Genomic DNA, 25,223 nt, shown 5'->3' on the forward strand with positions numbered 1-25,223 from the left:
TCGGCTATTTTTTAACAAAGTATAGCCTCAAAAGATGAGATTAAGAATGTAAATTTATTTTGGTACCATTCCTAAGGCTGAATCCAGCTGACGCAATCTTAATTATTAACTGTATTTTTGGCCATATAAACAAAAATATACGCTGTGAAAGGTCAGTTATGAACTTTGAGGGTAAAATTTATCCAAGCTTTAAAAACGGGGCGTAAAATCATTCGAAACTTCAAAAAAATCATTAATTTGTTGCAAAGATTATAAGTTGAGTAATGAGTTCAAAATAAGTGTCCAGTTTTCGGGAAAAGTTTGTTTCCATTAAGTTCAAATGAAAACGGGCAATTATTACGCAGCTGTCATTGAGTAATAAAAAACAATGTTTGAAACAATTCTACTTATTTTTGGCGCAGTACAAGGCTTTATGGTAGCGGTAATGCTATTTACGCTTAAACAAAACAGGTCAGGTAATTCTTATCTTGCTTTGTTTATACTAGTGCTTGCCAGTCAGTTAATGATGGCCTTGGCAGGAGTGCCCAATGCCCGACCTCCATATTTGCTTGGGAAGGTTTCTTTTGAGTCGTTTTTTTTGTTGGGCCCTTTGATGTATGGTTATGTAAATAATATTACTCAGAAGCGGTTTATACTTTCTCCACGCTTACTTATGCATTTTGCACCATTTTTCTTTCTTTTGTTGCTAAGAGCACTGCTCTATAGTAGTTTGCAAAACTCTTGGCTGGCTACAGTATTTATAGCAGGAGAGTGGCAGGCTTGTCTGTGGGGTTTATTACAGTTGCTAAGTGTATGGGTATATATGTATATGAGCTATCGGGTAGTACAGCAACATCAGGCAAAAGTCACTGCATCTTACACAGGCACTTATATGACCAGGCTCACTTGGTTGCTTAAGGTGATATTGGCCACCGCGTTTGTACAACTCCTGCTCATTATAGACACCAAGTTGGTGCTGTTACATTACAAGACTTGGGCGTTTCTCTTATACCCCATATTTACTTTTTTTCTTTTGAGCATACTTACTTACTGGATTGCGTACAAAGCATATTCTCAACCCAATATGTTTAGACTTATGTTGGGAGAAGAATCTTCTCCGGTAAGGGTAAAAAAAGAGCCAAATAAGGTTTTAAGAGATGAGTTATCAGCGCAGGAATCAGAGGCGTTAAAAGATCAATTACTGGCTATGATGGACAACGAACAACCTTATGTCGATAGTAAACTTACACTCACAAAACTTGCAGAGCAACTATCGCTAACGCCAGAAGTATTGGGGACAATGATAGAGCAACAGTTTTCAGAAAGCTTTCAGGACTTTATAGACAGGTACCGGGTGGCTTATGCCAAAGAATTACTTGCTAACCCTTCAAAAAATCATGTGCCCATTACTAATATAGGTTTTAGTGCAGGATTTAATTCGTTGAAGAATTTTCAAAAAACTTTCCAAAAAGCCACCGAAACTTCACCTACAGAGTACCGGGAGTCTGTTCAGCTTGAGTAGTACATATCAAATAAAAAAGAATGAAGGTATTTTACAATCAGTACTCAAAGAAGACCTCATTATAAGATAGGCCCTGTTTTGGGCATTGGTTACGCCCTCTTAAGTTGAGTGCTTGATGCCTTTTGCTCTATTTTTTTGCGGAGTTTTTTCATCAAAAAAATCTTTATTTCACCTTCATTTCTAAGGTTTAGACGGTTTTTCCAAATATCAAGAAAAATGTGTAAAATGCATTCATCAATCAAACGGTCGTCATCAGAAAACCTACGCCCATATTTAAATAACACGGGAACATTTAATTGAAAAATTTCTTCTACGATTTTCTTGTCACCTTGCATCAATTTTTGCCAAAACAGTTCATCTTTTTTCATTTCTCGAGGACTTTATAGGGTTGTTGTGAATAGTTTTTACAGGTATTAAGCCTTATAGTTAATTTTACCTTTATTAGTTTTTCTGTTACAATGATCGTAAAACACACCAGCAAAGACTAACATTAGGTGTTAGCAAAGTGTTAGATGAATTTAAATGGATTGAAATATTTATATTAATTATATAAATAATTATATTATAAACTTTCCATATCTTGTATTTACCCCAAGTTAAAAATTTGCTTTCGCCAAAATTTCATAATACCTTCGCTTCAAAAAGCGGTTTAATTGAGCGGATTAAAATTATAAGGAAAATGCCTGATATTATCATTGAGAGTGAAGTTTACAAAAATATTGACTATGTAGACACCCCCTTGCCAGTAGCCGAGTACGACAATTGTACTTTTATCAATTGCAACTTTGCTGAGGGTGATTTATCCAAAATATCTTTTCTGGAGTGTAAGTTTGAGCATTGCAATTTGAGTAATGCGACCCTTAAGCAAACTGCCTTCAAAGAAGTAGAGTTTGTACATTGCAAAATGATAGGAGCAGACTTTAGTAATTGCAATGATTTTTTGCTGGAAATGAACTTCAATTCCTGCCAGCTAAACCTCACGTCTTTTTATTTACTTTCGTTAAAAGGTACCCGGTTTGTACATTGCAGCTTGCGTGAAGCCGATTTTACCGAAGCTAATTTTAATGAATCCGTATTTGAGCATTGCGATTTACAAAGTGCTGTATTTGATCGTACCAAGCTCGAACATGCCGATCTGAGTACTTCCCACAACTATGCTATAGATCCAGATAATAACCAGGTTCAAAAAGCCAGGTTTTCATTGGAAGGCTTGCCTGGTTTGTTACACAAGCATCGAATTATAGTAACAGACGCATAAGTTAGAGTGATTTTTTTGCAAAAAGTGCAATTTTTTATCTGTCAATAGGGTTAAATTTGGTATATCATAATAATACGAACGCTATTGATGAATATGGGAATTGAAAAAAAATACATTTCTTTTAAGCCAGGACAAGCCAATACCAAGCCCATTACTCCACAAGAGTATGTGTTGATGAAAACGGACTTTCAACAGTTTTTTAGATTATTTAAAGCTATTCAAAGCAATCAAAAAGTTAACTATACTTTTTATTATAAATACCTATGGTTTAAGGTGCTAACTGCTTTTTTACTCTTTTTGTCAGGGGTGTTATTGGGGTATATGGAACATTTCATGCTTAACAACATATTGTTGTTGCTCTCTTTACTTGCCGTTGTTTTTGTGGTAATACACCCTTTTTCGCAAACGATTGCATTGGTGGGAAGGGCTGCCAATATAGCCCCAGAGGTGATAGAGGAAGCCAAGATGTATTATAAATTTCATTATAAAAATATTCATAAAACAGTTTCTTACAAAGAATATCTGGAGTTGATACAAAATCTCAGAAGCAAAGCTGTAAAATTGTAATGCTTGTTGGTTTTGAGTATGTTTTTTTGTGCCTGTCTTTTACTTAAACTCACATAATTATTTGTATTTTGTGGGCAACCATTCAACAACATGTTACCCATGAAAAACATACTCTTAAGAAATAGTTTAGGGCTACTACTGGTACTCGGTTTAATTGCCCTCATAGCACCTTATGGTGTTTCATCGCGTGCCTCAACTACCCTTGGCAATAAAATAAAAGCCATAGATGGTTGGCTCAAAGAACAGCACAAAAAGGGAGCGTTCAACGGCACAGTATTGATTGTTCAAAAAGGTAAAACCTTATTAATGAAAGGCTATGGTTATACCAACTATCGTAGAAATAAAAAATTAACCCCTCAGTCTTCGTTACGTTTAGCGTCAGTATCAAAGCAGTTTACTGCGGCTGGCATTATGCGGCTACACCAAAAAGGTTTACTAAAGTATGATGCTCCTTTGAGCAAGTACTTCAAAAATTTTCCTTACCCAAAAGCTACAGTACGCCAGTTGCTTACGCACACTTCGGGCATTCCAGACGTATATATGGAGCTGGCAGACAAGCACGACGATCTGGTAGGTGAGGTGCTGAGCATTCAGGAGGTAGTAAAACTCTTGACTGCCTTCCCTAATAAAAACAAAGCTTATAAACCTAATGAGCGTTTCCAATATTGTAATACAGGTTATGTATTACTTGCGGCGGTTATTGAAAAAGTATCAGGAGAGTCGTTTGAGGCTTATATGAAAAAAGAGCTGTTTGATCCTTTAAAAATGAAAAACACAAGGGTGTGGAATTTGTTCTCGGCACAAAAAACATTTGCTAATAAAACTACGGGTTTTTGGTATGCCAGCGGCAAATATCATTTGCATACTCCTTCGTTTTTAGATGGAGTAGCAGGTGATGGTGCAGTATTTTCAAGCGTAGAGGACTTTGTGATATGGGATAAGTTTTGGTATGGTAATTCACTTATTTCGCCCCAAAACCTAAAAGAAGCTTTCAAACCTGTAAAACTCAACAATGGAAAAATATCAAAGTATGGTTTTGGTTGGCAGCTAGAGAGTAACACTAGAGTGTCACACACTGGTTCGTGGCTAGGAGCAAGAACTGCCATTGTGCGCGACACCAAAGCCAAGGTTTGCTTGGTAGTGCTAGACAACTCCACTAATAAGAAAATGTATAAGATAATGAACAAGCTGAAAGATGAACTATTAGAGTAGACTGGTGTGGAAATATAAGATGAAATAGTTTGAACCATTACATATAAGATAACAAAAGGCGAAAGCACTAATGCTTTCGCCTTTTGTCTTTATCCTTCTAAATACACCTTAAGTTTGGTGTTATACTCATGGTCAAATTTACCCACAAATTCATTGAGGCTCTTTTGAGTAGAACCAGCAGGTAAGTGTAAACCGAGTCTTAGTTGAAAACTCAAACCATTCTCGGCTTTTTTTATAATTGTAGAAGGGCGCACCAACGCTTTTACTTGTTGTTCTAAAGCCAGTATTACCCCTAGCAACGACCCCAGAAGTTTTCCTTGCGCCAGCTCAAGGTTTTGTTCATTGCTTGCGCTAAGTTCCAGTATCAGTAATTGTGTGTATTCTTTCTGAACATCAGTTGCAGCAAAAAACGTTAACCAGTTTATAGAGGCATTCTGTAGCAGCAGGTGTGCTTTTTGAATTTCTCCCTGAATTACTTTTGCTGTAGACTGGGTAAGGTTGCGGCTGGTGTTTTTATAAGGATAAAAAGCACTGACTACAGGCATCCAGTCGCGGTGCTTACGCACGATATAATCAGATGTACCCTCTTGTAGCCCAATGGGAACCATCCACGAATGCTGGGCAAGCAAATTGAAAAAATTTTGTAGTAAGTGCTCCAAAGTAGGAGTGTGTTTGGTCTGGTAATGTGTACAGCTCCAGGCCGCAAGTATTGCCCACGAAATATTGCCAAAAAAACCAAATGCATTGCCGGTTAGTTGTTTTCGGGCTGCCCAAAGCCTGATAGTGCGTACCAAATCTCTAAAAAGCGCTTGCCCAACTTTACTGCCTAATGCCAATATTTTTTGTCCTTCTAGGTATCCTACCATACTTTGCCAGCTTGGTGGGTCAAACTGTTGAAAAGCTTCAGGCTTTACTTGGTGCAGTGGCACCGGAAAAGAAGGGTTGTGCACTGCCAAGAGGTCAAAACTCACCCCTTGTAAGTTAAACTTGAGGGTAGGTACCCTGGCATCGGTTACCAAATGCACACCTTGCGCTACTTGAGCCAGGGCTGTCTGTAACTGATCAAAGAACGGGTCTAATGCCAACGAAGGGGGTAGCGGACACAGCACGTCTATATCGCTTTGTGCTTGGGCTATTTTGAGCAACTCTGAGCCAAATACTTGTAAATGCACCGATTGATTGAGTACCTCACTGCATATTTGTTGTACTTGGGTAAGGGCAGCCTGGCGCTTAAGTTGGGTTTGTGTAGTTTGAAGCGGTGCCTGATCGTTTACCCATTCAATAAGTTTTTTAGGTTTTTTTTTGGCTTGTTCTTTTCCTAGAAACACCTGATATTTTACTTCAAAGGGAGTTTCTTTGTCTCGGCTGATCAGGGCTATTTTTTCTACCTTAAAGCGTAGAGGGCTCCAGACAGGCAAACATTTTTGGGCATCTTCGGGCGAAGCAAATTGCCCTACGCTTAGATGTGGGGTAAAACCAGAGGCACGGTTGGTTTGCTCGTTACATTGCGGGAAAAGCAGTTGTAAAATATTCTGAAGGCGTTGCAGTGCGTCAGTAGGCTGGGCTATTGGACGTAGCCATCCTGTCGTGCTTTTTCGGTGCTCGAAATACCTGAAGTCTTGTAATACAACTTCAAAAGGTGCCAGTTGTTGCAAAGCCGTTTCCAGTAAAGGCAATGCCGCATCGAAGAGTTCTTTGGGAATAAAGCCATACATCAATGTAATATGTGGCATCCAGCGTTCTAGCTTTTGGTCATATTGTTTGCGTATTTTTTGAATAGGAGCGTGTATTTCATTAGGAGGAATCAATACTATGGCACTTTGATAGGTAGGCTGTACTGTTTGCAATTGCTTGAGCACTTCATTGGGCACAGCCTGGGGCAAAGGCTGCATACCGACAAAGTAGTCATACGCTGCAAACACTCCATAATGGTCAGAAGCCCGCAAATAATCTTGAGCAATGGGTGCTTTAGCAAATAATGTGATATTTTGGGGCAACCACTGAAGGCTTTGCGAACGTAGGTACATGCGGTCAAAACGACCTGGCAAGCCGGAACGACTAAACCTTTCTGCTAAAGGGTTTTCGTCAGGGTGAAAGGTAAATCCGGCATCATCGGGGTGTTGTAGTGGCCACACATCTTCAAAATGCTGTTCTGTTAATAGATCTACATTTTCATCTTCTCGCATATTAAAATCGCCCACCAATAACACATCGCCTCTAAGCGATTTAAGGTAGTTTACCATCACTTCTAGTTGTTGTTGGCGTACGCCCATTGCTTTGTCGCTGCGATTACTGGTCAAGTGTACATTGGCTACATGAAAAGCTTCCCCATTGATCTGCCAACCTGCTACCAAAAAACGTTTCTGAGGAGAATAGAGATGTTCTACCAGCGAAAACGGGTACTTTGATAAAATAACTTGCCCAAAAGGACGCAGGGTGGGGCTGTTGGGTGGTTCAGAGAAAAAATAATCTTTTGCCCATGCCTGTTGCCTCAAAAACTCAATGAGCAAGGGAGTAGCCTCTTGAAGCGCAATAATGTCTGCCTCTAGGTGGGCTAAATGTTGTGCTATAGCCACATTGCGTTCTTTGCTTCTTACATACTCCTTGTCGTGTTCGTCACATAATACATTATAACTTATTACTTTGAGTTGAACCAGGGCTTGGTTGGCAACAGCACCAGTGTATACTTGCCATTGGTCTTGGTGAAAACAATAAACTGCTCTCAGGCTAAAATCAGTATTTACTTCTGTAGCCACTACTGGGTTGATTTCTGCCACCCAAGCCTCAGAAGGTAATCTTTTTTCGGCAAACAAGTCTAAGCGCCTACCCCTGTCCCACACCACTAGCCCCCCACAGCGGTAGTACCTGATACGGTGCCAGGGAATATCACTTTCATTGGCCCACTCCAGCAAAGGCTTTTCTCTGATGCCTGACTTTGCCATGCGGTCGGCAAACCCTACTGTAAATGCCTGAGCATTGAGTTTAGGGTTCCACATAATTTGATTGTAAATTTCCCAGCTGGTGGCAAGTTTTTCTTTCATGAGGCTACTATTCAGGTTGTTATGCTGCTAAAACGAGTAACAACATACTAAAGTTAAACTAATTTATAAAGCTTGCCGCTTAGTAAAGTAGAAAAAATAAAATAGCCCAAGGGAACAGAATATTTGATAGACCGATAGCTTTTTCAGGAAAGAAACCTGCTATAGGTGTTGTTTGAGTAAACTGGTTACACAGCACTTGAACTTGGTTTTAGGGAGCAAACAAGAAATAATCTACCCATTTTGTAGCTGCTCTTTTGCCCTGAGACTTTGTTACTTTTTGCAGCCGTAGCTCTGCTATGACTTTAAAAAGTGCCGCGTCTCAGAATAAAATAGCTATCAAAGAAAAGGTATCCTATTTTTTAATTGCTCCCTTATAATAAATGTAATTGACACAAAGAGTCACAAAAAAACCGTAGCTTATGACTACGGTTTGTTCGTTTTTGTTTTGAGGGTGCGAAAGTAGGTTTATTTTGATTTATTCATTTGGTTTAAAAAACTGTCTGTATCAAAATCTAAACTTTTTTTATCCTCTTCATTTAGCAGGTGTTTGCCCAACAATTCAATCGTGCGATCATCTAACTGTTCCCAGTCTTCTTCGCTTATATGTTCACAAACTATTTTTAGAAGTTCCTTATCAACCTTGTCAAACCTATTGGTGAATGGAGATTGATTAGGGGTAAACGATTGTGCTAGTTCTTTTTTTGTCATCTCAATGTTTATGGTTAAATCGTATTGGACTTATGTCCAAAGTCAAGCATAAACCACTGGATGGATTTAATCCAGGGTTTTGTCATAATACTTACGCCATTTGCTCAATATCTTAGAATAACGCTTCCTTACGCGGGTAGCATTTAACAACTGATTGCCCTGTAGAGCAAATTTTTGATTAAGATGATCTGCAATACATTGGTGGTTGAGTTTTTCTTCGATCCTGAGCTTGAATATAGCATAAGATAAATCGTTTCTTGGAGCATCACGGATAAAATCCTGGTATACCTCCCATACATGGTTTTCTAAAGGAGGGGCTTCTGCTTCGGGCAGATGCTCCATTGTGTCATTGGTTATATTAGAACTAATTGGTGTGGCGGTTCTTCGTTTTTCTTTTTCCTTTTTAAAGTTCCAAAAAATTCTACGTCTGACAGTTGAGCAATATTGTTCAAAGTTTTCTATAGGTTTGAGGTCATCTTCTTTCAGAAGTTTTATATACAAAGCCTCACAAAACTTTTGAATACACTCATTGGCGTCATCTATAGCATGCTTATTTGTCCAGGTTTTGAAACAAGCACCAAAAAAATTGGTGTTGCTCTCTTGAATCTCCTCAAAAATTTGTTTCAAAATGGTACGGTCATGCGTAGCATACCACGCTTTTACAAGTAACGATATTTTGCTCATGAAACTTGTGATTTAAGGAGGTTAAAATAGAAAGGTTTGATATAAATACGGTGGGGAGTCAGGCATAGAGTTGTTTCTTTACCTGATGAACAACTTGTGAGTGTAGTTGAGTACGTGTGCATGTCAGACCAAAAACCGGTATATTGTGTACACAGCATTTTGGTCAGATTGCTTGTTAAGACAACTGATGATTCTGGCATATTCTTAAAGATATTTACTAGTGGTGGTTGTAAACTATGCAATACAATAGTTTACACTAAATAAGTTCGTATGATTATTTGTAGTAATCACGAGTATAATTATTCTGAGGTTGTTTTTTGTTGAGTCATTAGCTTATGCATGTGCCGATTTGCCCGAAAAACACAGCTTATTCTTGTTGCTTTGCAAGGTAACATTAAAATTAATTGGTTGATACAATAGTTGTATTTTGGGTCAGCTGATGAAAGCTATATTACCTTTGGCTCTTATTAAGCATCCTGCGGATACATTTTAGGAGTGTAAGAAGTTTTTAAAATCTCTGATATAAAGGTATTTATGTATAAATTAAAGTGATAAGTGTAGGGGCAATCCCTTGCTGTAATGCAATGGAAGTTCGCGGTTTATCGGAATGTTTGCCCTAGTGAATAGCAAACATGAGCATGCAATAACCCTTCAGCCCAATTCTTTATAAGAGCCTTGCTTTTTATGTTTTTCGAAAAAGTTATCCATTGTATGAGGGATTAATTGCTGGCAGAGAAGCAGTTTTTGATGAAAAAGTACCTGGTCATTTAAGTCGCTTCAAGGTTTTGACGTAGCAAACTCATACAGGATTGAAAATAAGTATACTATTAATTACCTATGAACCGAATATGCAGTCACAGTTAAACAAAATAGTGGAGGCTATGCCAACATACCGCTTGCGGGCATCGATATTCATCGGTATCTAAGGACTTGCGACTTATTGCTTAAGGCTTGTCCTTATCAGAGCTTTTAAGCAGCATAGATGAAAAATAGATTTAATTGGTACATACAATTTTTAATAATATTTACTGGCTTAAAAATACGAAATAAAGTATTTTTGATGGTACACTCGATCCTTTTATTCTATCTTTAAAAGAGGCGCTCATTGGCTCAAAACACAAAAGGTAATCATATAAATGCAATTGTATGATGTTATAGTACATGACCACAGGTGAGCATACATAAAAAGATGAGGCAATGATAAAGTGAAAATTGAACTTTTTAAAGTGAATTATTCCGTTGCCTTAGTGTCAGGGGTGGTGTTGGCGTGTATTCGTTCTGATTTGTTGTCATCAAAAATCGTTAAAGCCTTGTGCTTTAGCCTCTAAATAAACATACAATAATTTGGGATAAATTTTGGCAGTTGATGCCCTCCAAAAAAGCGATTAAAAGCTGTGTAATGAGGCTACAGTTCTGCTATGGCGAGTTTCTAAATTCTCCAAGTCAATTTCGGGGGTGTAAAAAGAACTTGATTTGGGGTTCAGTGTAGCTAATGCGTAAGTGACTTAGTCCCAGAGTGTACTAGCCACCAAGAGGCGTTCATTGCCTGAAACGGCGTATGTTTCAAGAATGCTTCTACGGTGATAAAATGTTTAGATATTCCTGACTTTATCTACTTTGTTTTTTGAAGTTATAAAAACCAGATGAAGCAAAAAAAACGCGGCTAAATGCCGCGTTTGGGTAAAAAAATAAGTGTGACGAATAAAGTAATTTACTTTGGGTAACGTTTGTCCATCTGTTGCAAAAAACTGTCTACATTTTGATGAAGCGCAAGCCTGTCATTTTCTGTGAGTAGTTGCTTACCTATAAATTCAACGGCGCAATCGTTTAGTTTTTCCCATTCTTCATTGGGCATTTTTTCGCAGGCAGCTTTTAGCAAATCGTTGTCTATTTGCTCATCTATAGCAATCTGCTTAGAAGGCGCCTTAATAAATGATGGCAATTCAACTAATTCTGTTGGTTTCATATTTAATTCCCTGTTTATTATATAGTACTTTTCTAATTAATGTACATAGTGGTTAGCGTATTATTTATCTTTGAATCTATCTCAGCCAAGCTCAAGGTTTAAATTTCTCTTTGCAGTACCTTCTCCATTTGCTGAGAAGTTTCGAGTACCGTTTTCTTACCTTTGAGCTGGTCAAAGCCTTGCTTCCCTGCAGTTTAAACTTCTTATTTAGGTAAGCAGCAATTGCTTCGTGGCTGATAGATTGTTCAATCCGAAGCTTAAAAATACCATAAGACAAATCTCCGGTATTACCATCCATAAACTTTTTATAGATGTGCCATACCTCTTTTTCCAGATCGTCATTGTCATTGTCAGCGAGCCCCTCCAGAATATTCTTGCCATTGGCTGGATCAGTAGGGTCTATGTTGGTTTCTTGTTTTTTCTGTTGTGTTCGTCTAAAATTTAAAAATACCCGGCGGCGTACTGTTCGGCAGTAATGCTCAAAGGTAACAATGGGCGTAGGATCATTTTCTTTAGTCAGTTTTTCGTAGAGCGACACATTAAAACGTTGAATGCACTCATTGGCATCATCAATCGCCCCTTTGTTTGTCCAGGTTTTAAAGCAAGCTCCAAAAAAGTGAATATTACTTTCCTGTATTTCCTCAAATATTTGCTTAAGCGTTGATTGGTTACGGGTCTGATACCATTCTTGCACAAGCAATGAGATGTTGTTCATGAAACTTATAGTTTAGTGGCATGTGGTGGTATGCCGGGTTTGACATAAGGGTTTTGGATGAAGCCTTGTGAGCCCTATAAACCTTTCATACATTGAGCACCCCTTGGGTACAGTGGTTTACACGCTGTTAAATAACTCATAATAATAGTTCTGAAACGTATCAGTGCTTGTTGAGGCAAATATAAAGGCAATAGTTTGCTTTTGGTTGCCACGCAAAGTATTCGTGAGATGGCTTTTTGCTTATGTTTTTTGTATTGGGGAATTGTATAATCATTGTTGCTGATGTTTAATGAAAAGCTTACTTAAAGTATTCGTGTTTGAAAAGTTTTGTGATAAACTTTGGATAAGCTCTTAAATCTTTGATTAGTAATCATTGTTTACAATATGGTTGACTTCACCCTTAAAATGTCCCTCAAGATTTTAAATATTTTTTTTATAAAAAATATGTTTCGAGAGGAGACATTTTGCCCCTTTGTTACACTATTATGGTGAAACACTTATTCATTCACACTTCAACACTTTTGTAAAAACAATGAATATTCTGAATCAATCAGCAATGCGTTAATTTTTGGTGCTTAGGATGATCCTGCTGAAGACCAGCTATGCATTTCTTGTTGCTTCCAGGAAACTTCAACTTGCTATATGAATTCAATCAGCTATGCATTTTTCAACAAGGTTGGGCTATTTTATAAGTATGCTATAATCAATACACCAGCTATGTACACATTCAATAACACTAAATAGTGAATCAAACTGAGTCGTAATCATTGGTGTCAAACTTTAAGTTTTCTAATTATCTAAATCAAGGTATGAGTAAAAGCTTTCGCTGAGACTATAGTCGTTAGCGGGAGCTTTTCTTTTGTTCATAAACTTTTTTTAATATAATTGCGTAATCAATTACATAATTGATTATGAAACTGTGTTTATAAAAAGACTACATGAGAAAAAATATATTTAACGACACCCGCGGTTTGTCGTTAGGGAGTCGTTTTCGGAAAGTAGGCGATGCCCTTTATCAAGAGGCGGTCAGCATCATTGCAGAGTTTGAGGTAGACTTTAAACCCAAGTGGTTTGTGGTGTTTTATACTATTCAATTAAAAGAAACTGTTTCGGTAACCGAGATCGCCCACTATGTAGGCATTAGCCATCCAGCAGTAAGCCAAATTATCAAAGAGTTGAAAAAGGTGGGGTTGGTAAGTAGTATTACTGACAAAGCAGATGAACGAAAAAAAGCGGTTACCTTATCTGATAAAGGGCAGGAGGTAGCCCATAGATTAAACCCCATGTGGGATGCCGTAGAAACAGTGACTAACCAAATGATCATGGCCACTGGATACGATATTATAGATGTAATGGACAAGTTTGAAAAGCAATTGGAACAAACAAGTTTGTATGATCGGGTCATGGAATATCGAAAGCAACAATTATTGGGTGAGGCTCAAATCATTGCGTATACCCCTGCTCACCAAAAATATTTTGCCCAACTCAACTATGAGTGGCTCAATAAGTATTTTAAAGTAGAACCCTGCGATGCCGCACTACTGGATGATCCTCAGAAAAACATCATTGACAAAGGTGGCTATATTTGCTTTGCTCAACTCAATGGCGAAATTGTGGGTACTTGTGGATTGTATAAAATAAACGACGGGGTGTATGAACTGATAAAGATGGCGGTAACTGACAAGGCACAGGGCAAACAGGTAGGTAAAAAACTGGGCTTACACATGCTGGAAGTGGCAAAACAACAACAAGCAAGCAGGGTAGAGCTACAGTCAAATACCCGTTTGAAGCCAGCCATTCATTTGTACCGGACACTGGGCTTCAGAGAGGTGCCCATAGATGAAAGTAGCCAGAATTATGAACGTGCCAATATAATGATGGTATATGACATAATAGATAAAAAAGTTTGAGCAACGATTAAGTAAACCTACAAAAATAATCTGAGCCATAAAACGGTATATTTGCCGAGTGGGCGAGTCAACAAATATTTTGTTTTATTGGCACATCTTATTTTTTCCGCTTTACTAAAACAAGAATAAAAGATGATTATACAACAAATTACTCCTCAAAGTCCATTCTATGAGGCAGAGAGAATGCTAAGGAATGAAGTTTTATTGCGTCCGATTGGTATACCTGACCACGCTTGGGAGATGCACGATCATCGTTCCTGGCACTTTGTGGCCATCGACCAATCACAAGTGGTAGGATGTGTAGTATTGGTGCCGTTAGATGAGGCACAGCAAAAGACACAACTTATTCAAATGGCAGTAAAAAACACTTACCAAGGACAAGGAGTAGGCAAAAAGTTGGTAGCAGTACTGGAACATTTTGCCCTTGAAAAAAGTATTCAATTGATTGAGTGTCACGCCCGCCAGGAGGCGGTAAATTTTTATTTGAAATTAGGGTACGAAGTTTATGGAGAACCGTTTGAAGAAGTAGGTATTTTGCATCGTTATATGAGAAAAAAGATGAACACCACGGTTGAACAAAGGTAAAAACTTAAAACCACTGTCAATTATACTTAAACAAAAATGGTTTTGAGGATGGATTTTGACTAATTGCTTGAATACCAACATTAATCAACCCTGTAAATCCTAAAACCGAGCCTATTTATAAATCCCAATTCATCGGGGCAGCTTGCTGTGACGAGCTCACCGCAGGTAATCACTTTCATCTTAGTATAAATGATATTCCTGGCTGATGTACTTCCCCACAAAGTAAATCCCCTACAGGCAGCAAGGCTCAAAAGTGAAAGTATAGGCAACCACAAGCTTCAATTATCTTTTTGTTTGGTAATAAACACACACTCAACAGTTGACTGCGGTCAATTACTATTAAAATGCATTATGATGCCGATAAAACAAATAAATATAAGAGAAGCTCAATCCAATGAATATAAGGCGCTAGGGCAGCTTATGTTGCGAGTGTTTTCGAGCCTGGAGGGTTTCCCTTCCAGGGCAGAGCACCCTACTTATTATGCCCTGCTCGATAATGTAGGCAAACTCAACGAAAAAGCATCTACTGAAATACTGATAGCCCGATCTACAGACAATGAGTTGTTGGGTGGGGTGGTATTTGTGGGCAATATGCAAGACTATAGCTCCAAAGGAGTCACTACTACCATACAAAATGCTTCGGGTATCCGACTGTTGGTAGTGTCGCCTGCTGCCAGAGGTCAGGGAGTGGGCAAAGCACTGACTGAAGCTTGTTTGCAACGTGCCAGAAATTTGGAGAGTCAACAAATGATATTGCATACTACTCAAGCCATGAAAGTGGCCTGGGGCATGTACGAACGCATGGGTTTTGCGCGCTTGCCGTCGCTCGACTTTCGGCAAGGTGATTTGATGGTGTATGGTTTTTACTTAGACTTATAAACATTCACATGTTCCAACGCATTACTCAAAAAATTGCTGCTGCACTGGCAAAATCACCCCAAGGCACAACCAGCCTTTCCCCAGACAATGCTCAAGATTATGCCTTGTTGCACAAGGGAAAAGCGTACGTGTCTCAACAAACAAATGCAGTCAAAGCGCCTGAAGTTACGTTGCTGGGCAGCGGTATACCCTCTAAGCATTGGCAGGATTTTGAAGCGACTACCCACGCTATATGTATTGACAGTACCCATTCAGGATTTAAATTTTGTGGTCAACACCTTGTCGATCCTCACAATCACGTATTAGTGGCGCCTGGAGTAGTACCTGAGACAATGCCTATATTGCAACAAAAGCTACCCACCAAAGTAGAAAAGCTGAAGGGAACCGTGGCGTATTTGTCCAATGTTTCTCCTCGCCATTATGGACGCTGGATGCGCGAAACGTTGCCATTACTGCAAATCTATCAACAACATATTGGGCTTGAACAAATAGATCATTTCTATATAGGCGATTTGTCAAAAATTCCGGATTTTATCAGCGAATGTTTTGAGGCCTTGGGCATTTCACCTTACAAAATTGTGACAAACCCTTGCAAAGGTACCCGCACCGTGGCAGCATTTGCTATGCATTCTCTTTTGCCTTACTATAGCCAGGCAACTTATGCTTATGCCCGCCAGGTGGTTACCTCCAGACTAGACCTTAGCGACAATTGTTGTTACCATCCCAGGGTGTACATTGCCAGGGGGAATGTACATCGTCGTCAGGTGCGCAACCAAGAGGCCGTGTATGAGGTATTGCGTCCTTATGACTTTGAATTGAGGGTATTAGACAACCTCAAGGTACGTGAGCAAGCCCAGATTTTTTATCATGCTGAAGTGCTCATTACAGCACATGGATCAGCACTTACTAACTTGATGTATGGCAAACCAGGTAACAAGGTACTTGAGATATTGCCACACGGTTGCACTACTGCCGGGTACTTTTCATTGGCGGCTTATGCAGCCATGCCTTACTTCTGTATGTATGGCAAAACGAATGGAACTGCTGTTGACAAGGGGTGTAACCAAGACATAGAAGTTGACCTGGAGTTGTTAGATGCTTTTTGTCGGCAACACTGTTGATCACCCGAAAACGATTAGAAGTGTACCTGTTTGACAGTAGTAAAAGCTGTTGAACTACTAAAGAAAAATGTACCACGAAAGTAAATAGTACAACATCAATTAGTTTGTAGTGATCATCTTTTGAGAAATGTCGGGTTTTATATTATCATGGCTTTTTTATTGTGTTATATTTGCCGACTGATACATTGGCAAATACCTATCGGGAATTTAAACACTTGTGAGAGAGTCTTATGCAGCCAAAACTAACCCTAAAGCAAAAAGTATATTATATTTTTGAGGGCGAACACGAGAACTACCAAAACATTACCAAAAAGTTTGATACCTTTATGATGTTGCTCATTTTTATGAATGTAGTAACATTTACCATCGAAACGGTTGATTCTATTCACCAACAGTTGGGCACTGCTTTTAAGATATTCGAGCAGGTCTCTATAGTTATCTTCACCCTGGAGTATATCATTAGATTGTGGTGCATTACCGAAGACAAACGCTACCAACATCCGGTATGGGGGCGCTTACGCTTTATGTTTACTGCGGTGGCGCTGATTGACCTCATTGCTTTTTTACCTGCCTATTTGCCTTTTCTTTTTCCGATGTTGCACAACGATTTTCGCATTGTACGGGCTTTTCGTTTGTTCAGGCTGTTTCGTTTACTCAAGCTTTGGCGCTATTCTGCCTCTATTCGTATGCTGGTCAAGATTATTATGACCAAAAAAGAAGACCTTCAAGTCATTTTCTTTACTATTTTCTTATTACTCATAGTGGCGGCAAGCCTTATGTTTATGATAGAAAGAGAGCAACAACCCGACAAGTTTTCCAGCATTCCACAAACTATGTGGTGGGCGGTGTCTACCCTTACTACAGTAGGGTATGGTGATGTGTACCCGGTTACTTCGTTGGGCAAGGCCTTGGGGTCGTTTATAGCCTTGTTGGGTATTGGTTTATTTGCTTTGCCAGCGGGCATTATTTCGGCGGGTTTTATGCAAGAAATAGATAAAAACTCCAAGGCGGAAATTGTAGAGCAAAACACCCAAAGCATCAAAAGTGCTTTTTATACCTCGCCTTACAAAATCGGCGAAATGTCGGTGATCCGCCGTTTGATAGATGTGGTAAGCCTTAAGAGTCGATTGGAACTTTCAGAAGAAGATATCTTTGATGCTATTAAAAACGAGGAACTACGCATACGCTATAAAAAAAACACCCGTGATGACCGTTTTGCCAATACTTATGTGGTAGAGCACTTTGAGTGCAACCGAGAGTATGGTGCTTACATCGACCGTGATACCAATATCACTATAGTGTCGCCTATGAGTTATGCTGAGCATGCCATTGGGCATTTTACCTCTCATCTTGCCAAATACATAAGGGCAGACTATTTGTCAAACGAAATGTATGGCGAAACTCACGACTTAAACAGCACTTATGCTTTTAGTTTTACTTTTAATGAGGCATTCAGGCATACCAATGAAGAAGGGATACCACCCGCTTTTACCTGTTTCAAAAAAGACCTTGCCTCAGTTATTCAATCCGACGAAACCGTCTTTATCATTAAAGCCAGCAGCGAGCCCGAACATTTGAACTTACATTTTGGAGGAAAGGTAGATGAAAAAAGTTTTGCTATTTCTCACAATACCTTCAAGGATGTAGCTAAACTAAAGCTTTTTTATCAAGAGCTTAAGCAAACCTTTTCAGTGCCTAAGTTCAATTACTCCTTTGGGGTTCATAAGTATTATGACAATACCCACCCCAATAGCTTACACCAATACATTGCCCGCACCACCGAAGCCGACGTGGTTACTATTTATATCAATGGTGACTTGATTGAATGGACCAATGACAACACCTACTTTTCTATTATCAAACACTTGGGTGATACCATTCGTCGGGTATTTCATTACCGTAGTCACGAAGAAGCCCAGGCGCTAATCAAAGAAGACATTGACTATACCAAACAACGAGGGGAGGAGTAAGCTGTTGCTAAGGAATGGTACCAAAATAAATTTACATTCTTAACCTCATCTTTTGAGGCTATACTTTGTTAAAAAATAGCCAAATAGCGATGCTATTAGCCGATTTTTTGCCTCGTCTAGCAACAAAATATTTTAGCGTTACTATAGAAATTTATTTTTACACCATTCCTAAGCCTGACACTTGCCAAAAAACTATATAAAAAACTGGGCTACTGCCTTTTGGCTAATTACCTTTGCTTTCTTTTACATCATCAAACCAAACATCATGAGTAAGGTCATACTAATTACTGGAGCCTCTTCAGGCATAGGTAACTCAATGGCAGTTTACCTCCAGCAGCAAGGGTATGCAGTATATGGTACCAGTCGTCGTGCAATGCCTGACAGTGCTGTTAAAATGCTGAAAATGGACATTACCAACGAAACAGAGATAATACAGGGTGTAAAGCAGGTAATAGAAAATGAAGGACACATAGATGTGTTGATAAATAATGCCGGACTGGGTACTGCAGGAGCCCTGGAAGAAACCCCGCTAAGTGATATCGAGCAGGTATTTGCGACCAATGTAATGGGAGTAGTCAGGCTTACTCAAGAGGTATTGCCTTATATGCGCAAACAACAATCGGGTAAAATAATCAATATAGGCTCTATAGGCGGAGTGATGGGGTTACCTTACCGTGCTACTTATTGTGCCAGCAAATTTGCCATAGACGGGCTTACCGAGGCATTACGTATGGAAGTAGCTCCCTTTGGGGTACAGGTTTGTTCGGTGTTGCCCGGAGACGTGCGCACTGGCATCAATGAAAATCGCCTAACGGCAACCAATGACACCTCGGTATACAAAGAGTCGTTTGACCGTACTCACCAGATTATGAATGATGATGTGATGCAGGGAATTGCTCCTGAAATGGTGGCGAAAAAAATACACAAACTGATCAAAAAACGACAAATAAGTGGCAAATACCTGGTGGGCAAACCCTTGCAGAAGTTTACGGTATTTCTTAAGCGCAACATCCCCAATTTGGTGTTTGAGCAAGTGATTAAAATGTATTATAAAGTATAGTTTTTTTACGTAACAAATAGGAGCTTTATACAATCATTTACTTCTTGTTAACTAATTTCTTTGAACAACCCTATTTTGAAGTTAAAAACGAAGGGTTTATCATTGAGCCATCAGGTCACTAAAAAAACAGTTTCAGGTTTGATAAGATCATCCTAAAAATGCAAGCAAAACAATCACTACTGCTCACTCCTTTTGTAAGCACTACCGTGGTACAGCGAAAGTGCTACTTCCCCGAAAGGGGAGCCATGTGGCAAACTCAATCACCCACCCAATTTGGAATCAACCCCCTTAAGTTACAAAATGCCATTGACTTTGCTTTGGCAAATGAATACAAAGGTGATCGGGATTTAAAAATCACCTTGAGTAAGTGGTTTAGCCGTGAACATTTTCATCAAATGATAGGTCCCACCAAAAAAAGAGGAAACCCCTCTGGAATGATTCTCAAAAATGGATACATCATTGCCCGGTGGGGCAACAACCAACGCGTAGAAATGGCGTGCAGTGCTACCAAAAGCTATTTGTCTACGGTAGCAGCACTGGCCGTAGACATTGGGCTCATACGCTCGCTTGATGACCAAGTGTGCTTATACATCAAAGATGGAAAATTTGCAGGTGCCCACAACTCAAAAGTAACCTGGGCGCATTTGCTCACCCAATCATCTGAATGGGCAGGGGAGCTATGGGGAGGACACGATTGGGCAGAGCGGCCACCCAAAACTGGCACGGTAGAAGATTGGAAAAACCGCCCCCGGTCTGAGCCTGGCACTTTGTTTAGGTACAACAATGTGCGGGTAAACCTGTTGGCGTATGCCCTGCTCAAAGTTTGGCAAAAGCCATTGCCACAAGTATTAAAAGACTACGTGATGGACAAAATAGGGGCGTCGTTTACCTGGAGCTGGCACGGTTACCCCACCTCTAAAGTAAACATCAATGGGAGAGAGGTAGAGTCGGTAAGTGGAGGAGCACACTGGGGGGGCGGACTATTTATCAGTGCCGAAGACCATGCACGTTATGGTTTACTGTTTTTGAACAATGGCAAGTGGAAAGATACCCAGGTGTTGCCCAAAAACTGGGTGCATACTGCTACCCAACCATCAATGGCCAATGGCAACTATGGATATATGTGGTGGCTTAACCGTAAAGTAGCCAATTATGTAGGAGATAAACCTCGGTATTGGCCAGGGGTTCCCGAAAGCGTATTTTATGCGTCAGGTTTTGGGGGCAATTTGGTAGTGGTAGACAAAGCCCACGATTTGGTAATTGTCACGCGTTGGCTTGACTATACCAAAACCGGAGAAATGATCAAACGGGTTATGGAAGCTTTGTAACTCAAAGACTATGAGGTGTTTAGTCTTGGGGTAGGACTCAGCACGGCACTGGTTTTTTCGCGCAAGATCCAGTGAACCGACCGAAATTACTCCCTTACCACAGCTTTTGGGGGCACACAGGTCAACCCCCTGAAATAGCTTGTAAAATAAAAACTTCGTCTTGTGCTTCTACTGTATCTTGCAGTGTGTCTTTGTCTTGGATGAGTTCTTCGCCAATAAAAATATTGACGTGTTGCCTTAACTTGCCCCTTTCGTCTACCAGATAATCTCTAATGCCAGGGTATTGTTGATTGAGTGCCTCTAGCACCTGTGCTATGGTGTTGCCTGGTACTTCTATCTGCTCCGCAAGGTGAGGGTAAAACCTCCTGAGCAAGTTGGTAAACTTTATTTTTGCCATTCATTTAAGTGTTGCTGAAGCAGCAATATAAAACTTTTATTTGGTTACCCGAAAGTCTCTGTTTAGCGAGGGGCTTTAAGAAATGTTTGTCTTGTTTCCCTTCCCCCTATTTTTATGTAGTTTTGAAGTTTAATCAAACGCCTGACTTATGAAGTTTATTCATTTGAAAACTTTTCTTTTAATCGTATGCATACAAGGCATGTTTGCTTCGTTTGCCATAGCTCAATCAGCGGCATTGGGACAACTTGCTGCTAAAAAAAACGAGTTTGTAAAACAACAAGATTATAAAACCGCTTTGGTGTGGGGTAAAAAAATGTTGGCACTGGCCGCCAAAGAATTTGGGGCAGCATCGGCAACCTATGCCAATTATGCCCATGATGTGGGACAATTATACCTGGCAAACAAAGCGTATGATCAAGCCATCCAACTATTTACTCAAGCCAGTAATATTTATAAAGAGCAACTGGGCGAAAACCACCTCTATTATGCCGTGGGGCTCAACTCGCAGGCAAATGTATATTACGAACAAAAAAACTACACCAAAGCCTTGCCTCTTTACCAAAAGGTGTTGAGTGTATACAAAGCTCAACTAGGCAAAACCCATCAATACTGTAACCTGACTACCGATCGTATAGTAGCCATTTATGAACAGCAGCAAAACTATACCGCTTTGCTTCCTGTTTTGCTTGATCAATTGGCTTTGTACGAAACCCAAAAAGGTAAAATAACCAATGAGTACGCTTTTCAATTGAGTAAAATAGCCGAGGTATACAAGATACAAAAGCAGTATCCAAAGTCGGCAGAGTTGTATGAGAGGTCGGCAAGTATATTTAGTAAAAATGGTGTTTATGACAATCAGGCAGCAGTGTTGAGCAATTTGTCTACAGTGTATCTGTTGCTGAAAAAGCCGCAAAAATCAGCCAGGGTTGCCCAAAAATCATTGCGTATTTTTAAAGACCAACTCAAAGATACCCAATCAGCCAACTATGCTGTTACCTTATCGGGTTTGGTACAAGCTTATGAACAACAAAATAAACATCAAGCCCTTTTACCTTTATACCAAGAGTTGTTGCCCTTGTTTGAGCAACAAAAAAACTTCACCAATTATGTGACCTATGCCTATCATTTGGGGAGTTATTACCAAGAGCAAGGTCAGGTAACCTTCGCCCAAAAGTGGTACCAAAAAGCCATCAGTGTTGCCAAAGCTCATCAACTAAAAACCCCTGATTTGATAAGGGCTATGACCAACCTTGCCGTAATAGAAACCACCTATGCCTCGTATGCAAAAGCTGAACAATTACTGACAGAAGGGATCAATTTACACATAAACAATTACGGCAAGAAGAAACGAAACTACTACACATTGCTTACTACTCTGGGCGAACTTTATCGCTCACTGGCAAAATATGAATTGGCAGAAAAAAACTTTTTAGAAGCCCAAAAGGTGGCTGCTGAGGTGTTGGGTACCCAAAGCATAGAGTATGGCAATATATACAATAGCCTGGGCTTGTTGTACAAAGACGTGGGAAACTATACAGCTGCCAAACAGCACCTGGATTCTGCGCAAAAGTTTTATAAAAATAAACCAGGAGAAGAATATGGCGTAGTGCTCAACAACCAAGGGCTGTTGTACATGGAGCAAGGACTGTATGAAAAGGCAGAACAGTTGTTTTTGAAATCACTTAAACACCAGGCAAAAGCGCTGGGGGCTCAGCATTATGAGTACGCCACTGTGCTCAACAATCTGGGACTGTTGTATTTCAACATGGGTATTTACTCTAAGGCAGTACCTCGTTTTCAACAGGCTTTAGAAATCAAGTACAGACACTATGGCAAAATACACCCTTATTATGCTAATTCTTTGGGTAATCTGGGGCTGGTACACCTCAACACGGGTAATTATGGGGAGGCAGAAACCGCTTTTGACGAAGCCTTACTTATTTATAAAAAAACTGTGGGTAAAGCCCATAATTTTTATGCTACCTCTTTATTAAACCTGGCAACATTGTATACTACCTTGGGCAAGTACAAAAGGGCTGTAGTGACCTTGCAAAAAGCTGAAAAAGCCATTTTGAAATCGGTAGGTAACGAACATACATTGTATGCCTCATTTTTATCGCAAATAGGTACTTTTTACCTGACCACAAGAAACTATGAAAAAGCTGGAGATTATTTTTATTCAGCCATGTTAATGTATGAAAAAAAGTTTGGCAAAACCCATCCCAACTATTTTACTGCCTTGCTCAATTTACATTTTGCGTACAAAATGCAAGGCAAACGACAACTGGTAGAAAAGCGCTTTCGCAATATTATACCATTGGCTGAAAAGGCGCTAAAAAATGATCCTACCATATTTGCCCATATTTTACGCAATCGTGCTTTTGATTACCAAGCCCTTGGGAAATATAAAAAAGCTGAAGCATTGCTCCAAAAGAGTATGCGCGTGATTGAGCAATCGCTAGGAAAAAATAACCAAACGTATGTGCATGCTCAGGGGCAAAATGCAGTGTTTTATGCTGAAATAGGAGAGTTGGCGCGTGCCAAAAAACAATTTATAAGGTTTGCCAATTTATTTTTAGACTACATGGCGCACAACTACCCGGCAATGAGCGAAAAAGACAAACTCGCTTTTCAATACTCTTCGGTAGCGCATGTAGAAGCTTTCAAAGACTTTGCGGTAAAGCAAGGAGAGCAGTTTCCTGTTTTATTAGATAAGTTGTTTGAGTTTCACCTAAAAACCAAATTGCTTGCGTTGAACTTTTCTAAAAAAATGCGCACCACTATTTTACAGCGTAAAAACGCTGAAGACCTTAAGTTATACGACCAGTGGATTGCACAAAAAGAATACTTGGCGAAGCTTTATCAATTGCCCAAATTAGTGCTCAAAAAACGAGGGATAGACTTGATGGCACTGGAAGAGAAAAATGACCGCATAGAAAAACAACTGGCAAAAAAATACCAACTGTTTGCTCGTCAGGCATTTATACCCAAGCATGGTTGGCAAAAGATACAAAAAGCCTTGCAACCCAACGAAGTAGTCATAGAAATGGTCAGAACATCAGACTGGGCACAAAGTGCAAATATATCGTATGGGGTATGGGTAATTAAGGGAGGCAAGGCAACCCCTCCCAAATTTTTACGCCTAAAAAACGGTTATCAACTAGAGCGTCGTTACCTTAGGTATTACCGGGGTAGAATTAAATACAAGGGAACAGACAGGTATAGTTATAGTAAGTTTTGGCAACCCATTCAACAAGTAATAGACAGTTTGCCACAAGGCAAAGAAGTAGCAAAAATATATTTTTCTCCTACTGGATTTTATAACCAGGTAAACTTGAATACGTTGCAAAACCCGGCAAATAAGCAATACCTGATCGATCGTTATAAAATTCAGCTCATAAACACCAGCAAAGATGTATTGAGTTTAAGAAAACAAGAAGTGTTGGGAGCCAATACCCTGGCAGTATTGGTAGGCAGACCTGTATACAAACTACCTATAGGCAACCGTAGTAAGGCTGACACTGTCCAAACTGATAAACGTGGCTTAGACTCTGACCGTAGCCAGCGCCAGTTGGCCAGTGTGGTGTTTAAAGATTTGCCTGGCACCGAAAAAGAAGTAAACCAAATAGCCAACATTATGCAGCAAAATCAATGGCAAACCCAAAAACTAATGGGGAAAGAGGCATTAGAAAAGCACATAAAAGAAGTAGAAAACCCTACCATATTACATATAGCCACGCACGGTTTTTTTATTGCCAGGCGTGCCCAAAAAAAGAACACCTTCTCGCTTATTGACAATGATGTAGACTACCACGCCCCCATGCTGCGTTCAGGCATAGTATTGACTGGGGTGTCAAACAAAAAAACGCTATTAAATGGGCAAGAAGATGGCATACTCACGGCTTATGAGGTGGCAAATATGCGGCTCGAAAAAACAAAACTAGTGGTGTTATCTGCTTGTGAAACCGGGTTGGGAGATGTAAGAATAGGTGAGGGGGTGTATGGGTTGCAGCGTGCATTAAAAACTGCGGGTGCCCAAAATATTATTATGAGTTTATGGAAAGTAGACGATACTGCTACTCAAAAGCTGATGATATATTTTTATCGTAACCTGACAAAGTTTAAAAACCTAAAAAAGGCTTTTAGGGCAGCCCAGCGAGAAATAAAACAAGCATTTCCGCACCCTTATTATTGGGGAGCTTTTGTGTTGTTAGGTGAGTAAATAAAAGTACTAAAGCAAAAAACGAGATGGCAACACCATCTCGTTTTTTTTTCCTAACCACAAAGCTTATTAAATATCTTTGGTTACTATATATTCAAA

Annotated in this window: 19 protein-coding genes; 12 read left to right on the top strand and 7 right to left on the bottom strand. The window is 39.6% G+C overall.

Features of this window, described 5'->3' with window-relative positions:
* Positions 1-367 precede the first annotated feature (367 nt).
* On the top strand, positions 368-1,501 hold the full coding sequence (locus Q0954_RS12235; protein WP_299457185.1) for a helix-turn-helix transcriptional regulator: 1,134 nt from the start codon (positions 368-370) through the stop codon (positions 1,499-1,501).
* A gap of 89 nt (positions 1,502-1,590) precedes the next feature.
* Here Q0954_RS12235 and Q0954_RS12240 read toward each other — a convergent pair whose 3' ends face one another.
* Positions 1,591-1,869, bottom strand: a complete 279-nt coding sequence (locus Q0954_RS12240; protein ID WP_299457187.1) for a sigma-70 family RNA polymerase sigma factor — start codon at positions 1,867-1,869, stop codon at positions 1,591-1,593.
* 311 nt (positions 1,870-2,180) lie between these two features.
* Here Q0954_RS12240 and Q0954_RS12245 point away from each other — a divergent pair, with 311 nt between their 5' ends.
* From Q0954_RS12245 to Q0954_RS12255, 3 genes are all read left to right on the top strand, one after another.
* Positions 2,181-2,759 carry a pentapeptide repeat-containing protein gene (locus Q0954_RS12245; protein ID WP_299457188.1) on the top strand — a complete coding sequence of 193 codons (579 nt, stop codon included), beginning with the start codon at positions 2,181-2,183 and terminating at the stop codon, positions 2,757-2,759.
* 87 nt (positions 2,760-2,846) lie between these two features.
* Positions 2,847-3,326, top strand: a complete 480-nt coding sequence (locus tag Q0954_RS12250) for a hypothetical protein (protein WP_299457190.1) — start codon at positions 2,847-2,849, stop codon at positions 3,324-3,326.
* 99 nt (positions 3,327-3,425) lie between these two features.
* On the top strand, positions 3,426-4,538 hold the full coding sequence (locus Q0954_RS12255) for a serine hydrolase (RefSeq protein ID WP_299457192.1): 1,113 nt from the start codon (positions 3,426-3,428) through the stop codon (positions 4,536-4,538).
* Positions 4,539-4,627: 89 nt separating this feature from the next.
* Here the strand turns inward: Q0954_RS12255 and Q0954_RS12260 are convergent, their stop codons facing one another.
* The 5 genes from Q0954_RS12260 to Q0954_RS12280 all read right to left on the bottom strand — a co-directional run bounded on the left by Q0954_RS12260 (position 4,628) and on the right by Q0954_RS12280 (position 11,652).
* Positions 4,628-7,579, bottom strand: coding sequence for a poly(A) polymerase (locus Q0954_RS12260; protein ID WP_299457194.1), 2,952 nt, complete (start codon positions 7,577-7,579; stop codon positions 4,628-4,630).
* Between the two features lie 465 nt (positions 7,580-8,044).
* Positions 8,045-8,287 (bottom strand): hypothetical protein, encoded by a 243-nt coding sequence (locus Q0954_RS12265; RefSeq protein ID WP_299457195.1) that lies wholly within the window; start codon positions 8,285-8,287, stop codon positions 8,045-8,047.
* A 66-nt stretch (positions 8,288-8,353) separates the two neighbouring features.
* On the bottom strand, positions 8,354-8,971 hold the full coding sequence (locus Q0954_RS12270; RefSeq protein ID WP_299457196.1) for a sigma-70 family RNA polymerase sigma factor: 618 nt from the start codon (positions 8,969-8,971) through the stop codon (positions 8,354-8,356).
* 1,711 nt (positions 8,972-10,682) lie between these two features.
* Complete coding sequence (locus tag Q0954_RS12275) at positions 10,683-10,937, bottom strand: hypothetical protein (RefSeq protein WP_299457197.1); 255 nt, start codon at positions 10,935-10,937, stop codon at positions 10,683-10,685.
* Between the two features lie 91 nt (positions 10,938-11,028).
* Positions 11,029-11,652, bottom strand: coding sequence for a sigma-70 family RNA polymerase sigma factor (locus Q0954_RS12280; RefSeq protein WP_299457199.1), 624 nt, complete (start codon positions 11,650-11,652; stop codon positions 11,029-11,031).
* A gap of 938 nt (positions 11,653-12,590) precedes the next feature.
* Between Q0954_RS12280 and Q0954_RS12285 the strand changes: the two genes are divergently transcribed.
* The 7 genes from Q0954_RS12285 (at position 12,591) to Q0954_RS12315 (ending at position 20,505) form a co-directional block, all read left to right on the top strand.
* Positions 12,591-13,562 (top strand): helix-turn-helix domain-containing GNAT family N-acetyltransferase, encoded by a 972-nt coding sequence (locus Q0954_RS12285; protein ID WP_299457201.1) that lies wholly within the window; start codon positions 12,591-12,593, stop codon positions 13,560-13,562.
* 132 nt (positions 13,563-13,694) lie between these two features.
* Positions 13,695-14,147 carry a GNAT family N-acetyltransferase gene (locus tag Q0954_RS12290; protein WP_299457203.1) on the top strand — a complete coding sequence of 151 codons (453 nt, stop codon included), beginning with the start codon at positions 13,695-13,697 and terminating at the stop codon, positions 14,145-14,147.
* A 351-nt stretch (positions 14,148-14,498) separates the two neighbouring features.
* Positions 14,499-15,026, top strand: coding sequence for a GNAT family N-acetyltransferase (locus Q0954_RS12295; RefSeq protein ID WP_299457205.1), 528 nt, complete (start codon positions 14,499-14,501; stop codon positions 15,024-15,026).
* Between the two features lie 8 nt (positions 15,027-15,034).
* A complete protein-coding gene (locus Q0954_RS12300; RefSeq protein ID WP_299457207.1) occupies positions 15,035-16,147 on the top strand; it encodes a glycosyltransferase family 61 protein in 1,113 nt (370 codons plus the stop codon).
* Between the two features lie 230 nt (positions 16,148-16,377).
* Positions 16,378-18,117, top strand: coding sequence for an ion transporter (locus tag Q0954_RS12305; protein WP_299457209.1), 1,740 nt, complete (start codon positions 16,378-16,380; stop codon positions 18,115-18,117).
* Between the two features lie 265 nt (positions 18,118-18,382).
* A complete protein-coding gene (locus Q0954_RS12310) occupies positions 18,383-19,177 on the top strand; it encodes an SDR family oxidoreductase (RefSeq protein WP_299457211.1) in 795 nt (264 codons plus the stop codon).
* Positions 19,178-19,335: 158 nt separating this feature from the next.
* Positions 19,336-20,505: a serine hydrolase gene (locus Q0954_RS12315; protein ID WP_299457213.1), complete on the top strand. Its 1,170-nt coding sequence runs from the start codon at positions 19,336-19,338 to the stop codon at positions 20,503-20,505.
* Positions 20,506-20,626: 121 nt separating this feature from the next.
* On the opposite strand, the gene Q0954_RS12320 is transcribed toward Q0954_RS12315, so the two are convergent.
* Positions 20,627-20,902: a MoaD/ThiS family protein gene (locus Q0954_RS12320; protein ID WP_299457215.1), complete on the bottom strand. Its 276-nt coding sequence runs from the start codon at positions 20,900-20,902 to the stop codon at positions 20,627-20,629.
* A 148-nt stretch (positions 20,903-21,050) separates the two neighbouring features.
* Between Q0954_RS12320 and Q0954_RS12325 the strand changes: the two genes are divergently transcribed.
* Entirely contained in the window at positions 21,051-25,124 is a 4,074-nt protein-coding gene (locus Q0954_RS12325) for a CHAT domain-containing protein (protein WP_299457217.1), read from the top strand.
* Positions 25,125-25,223: the final 99 nt, after the last annotated feature.

Source organism: uncultured Microscilla sp., assembly GCF_947493425.1.
Taxonomy (GTDB): domain Bacteria; phylum Bacteroidota; class Bacteroidia; order Cytophagales; family Microscillaceae; genus Microscilla.

What these genes read in the sequence shown, in the direction of transcription:
- Q0954_RS12245 (WP_299457188.1), top strand. Translation starts at nt 2,181, where the DNA reads ATGCCTGATATTATCATTGAGAGTGAAGTTTACAAAAATATTGACTAT.
- Q0954_RS12300 (WP_299457207.1), top strand. Translation starts at nt 15,035, where the DNA reads ATGTTCCAACGCATTACTCAAAAAATTGCTGCTGCACTGGCAAAATCA.
- Q0954_RS12270 (WP_299457196.1), bottom strand. Translation starts at nt 8,971, where the DNA reads ATGAGCAAAATATCGTTACTTGTAAAAGCGTGGTATGCTACGCATGAC.
- Q0954_RS12255 (WP_299457192.1), top strand. Translation starts at nt 3,426, where the DNA reads ATGAAAAACATACTCTTAAGAAATAGTTTAGGGCTACTACTGGTACTC.
- Q0954_RS12295 (WP_299457205.1), top strand. Translation starts at nt 14,499, where the DNA reads ATGATGCCGATAAAACAAATAAATATAAGAGAAGCTCAATCCAATGAA.
- Q0954_RS12305 (WP_299457209.1), top strand. Translation starts at nt 16,378, where the DNA reads ATGCAGCCAAAACTAACCCTAAAGCAAAAAGTATATTATATTTTTGAG.
- Q0954_RS12240 (WP_299457187.1), bottom strand. Translation starts at nt 1,869, where the DNA reads ATGAAAAAAGATGAACTGTTTTGGCAAAAATTGATGCAAGGTGACAAG.
- Q0954_RS12290 (WP_299457203.1), top strand. Translation starts at nt 13,695, where the DNA reads ATGATTATACAACAAATTACTCCTCAAAGTCCATTCTATGAGGCAGAG.
- Q0954_RS12320 (WP_299457215.1), bottom strand. Translation starts at nt 20,902, where the DNA reads ATGGCAAAAATAAAGTTTACCAACTTGCTCAGGAGGTTTTACCCTCAC.
- Q0954_RS12235 (WP_299457185.1), top strand. Translation starts at nt 368, where the DNA reads ATGTTTGAAACAATTCTACTTATTTTTGGCGCAGTACAAGGCTTTATG.
- Q0954_RS12275 (WP_299457197.1), bottom strand. Translation starts at nt 10,937, where the DNA reads ATGAAACCAACAGAATTAGTTGAATTGCCATCATTTATTAAGGCGCCT.
- Q0954_RS12265 (WP_299457195.1), bottom strand. Translation starts at nt 8,287, where the DNA reads ATGACAAAAAAAGAACTAGCACAATCGTTTACCCCTAATCAATCTCCA.
- Q0954_RS12260 (WP_299457194.1), bottom strand. Translation starts at nt 7,579, where the DNA reads ATGAAAGAAAAACTTGCCACCAGCTGGGAAATTTACAATCAAATTATG.
- Q0954_RS12280 (WP_299457199.1), bottom strand. Translation starts at nt 11,652, where the DNA reads ATGAACAACATCTCATTGCTTGTGCAAGAATGGTATCAGACCCGTAAC.
- Q0954_RS12250 (WP_299457190.1), top strand. Translation starts at nt 2,847, where the DNA reads ATGAATATGGGAATTGAAAAAAAATACATTTCTTTTAAGCCAGGACAA.
- Q0954_RS12285 (WP_299457201.1), top strand. Translation starts at nt 12,591, where the DNA reads ATGAGAAAAAATATATTTAACGACACCCGCGGTTTGTCGTTAGGGAGT.
- Q0954_RS12325 (WP_299457217.1), top strand. Translation starts at nt 21,051, where the DNA reads ATGAAGTTTATTCATTTGAAAACTTTTCTTTTAATCGTATGCATACAA.
- Q0954_RS12310 (WP_299457211.1), top strand. Translation starts at nt 18,383, where the DNA reads ATGAGTAAGGTCATACTAATTACTGGAGCCTCTTCAGGCATAGGTAAC.
- Q0954_RS12315 (WP_299457213.1), top strand. Translation starts at nt 19,336, where the DNA reads ATGCAAGCAAAACAATCACTACTGCTCACTCCTTTTGTAAGCACTACC.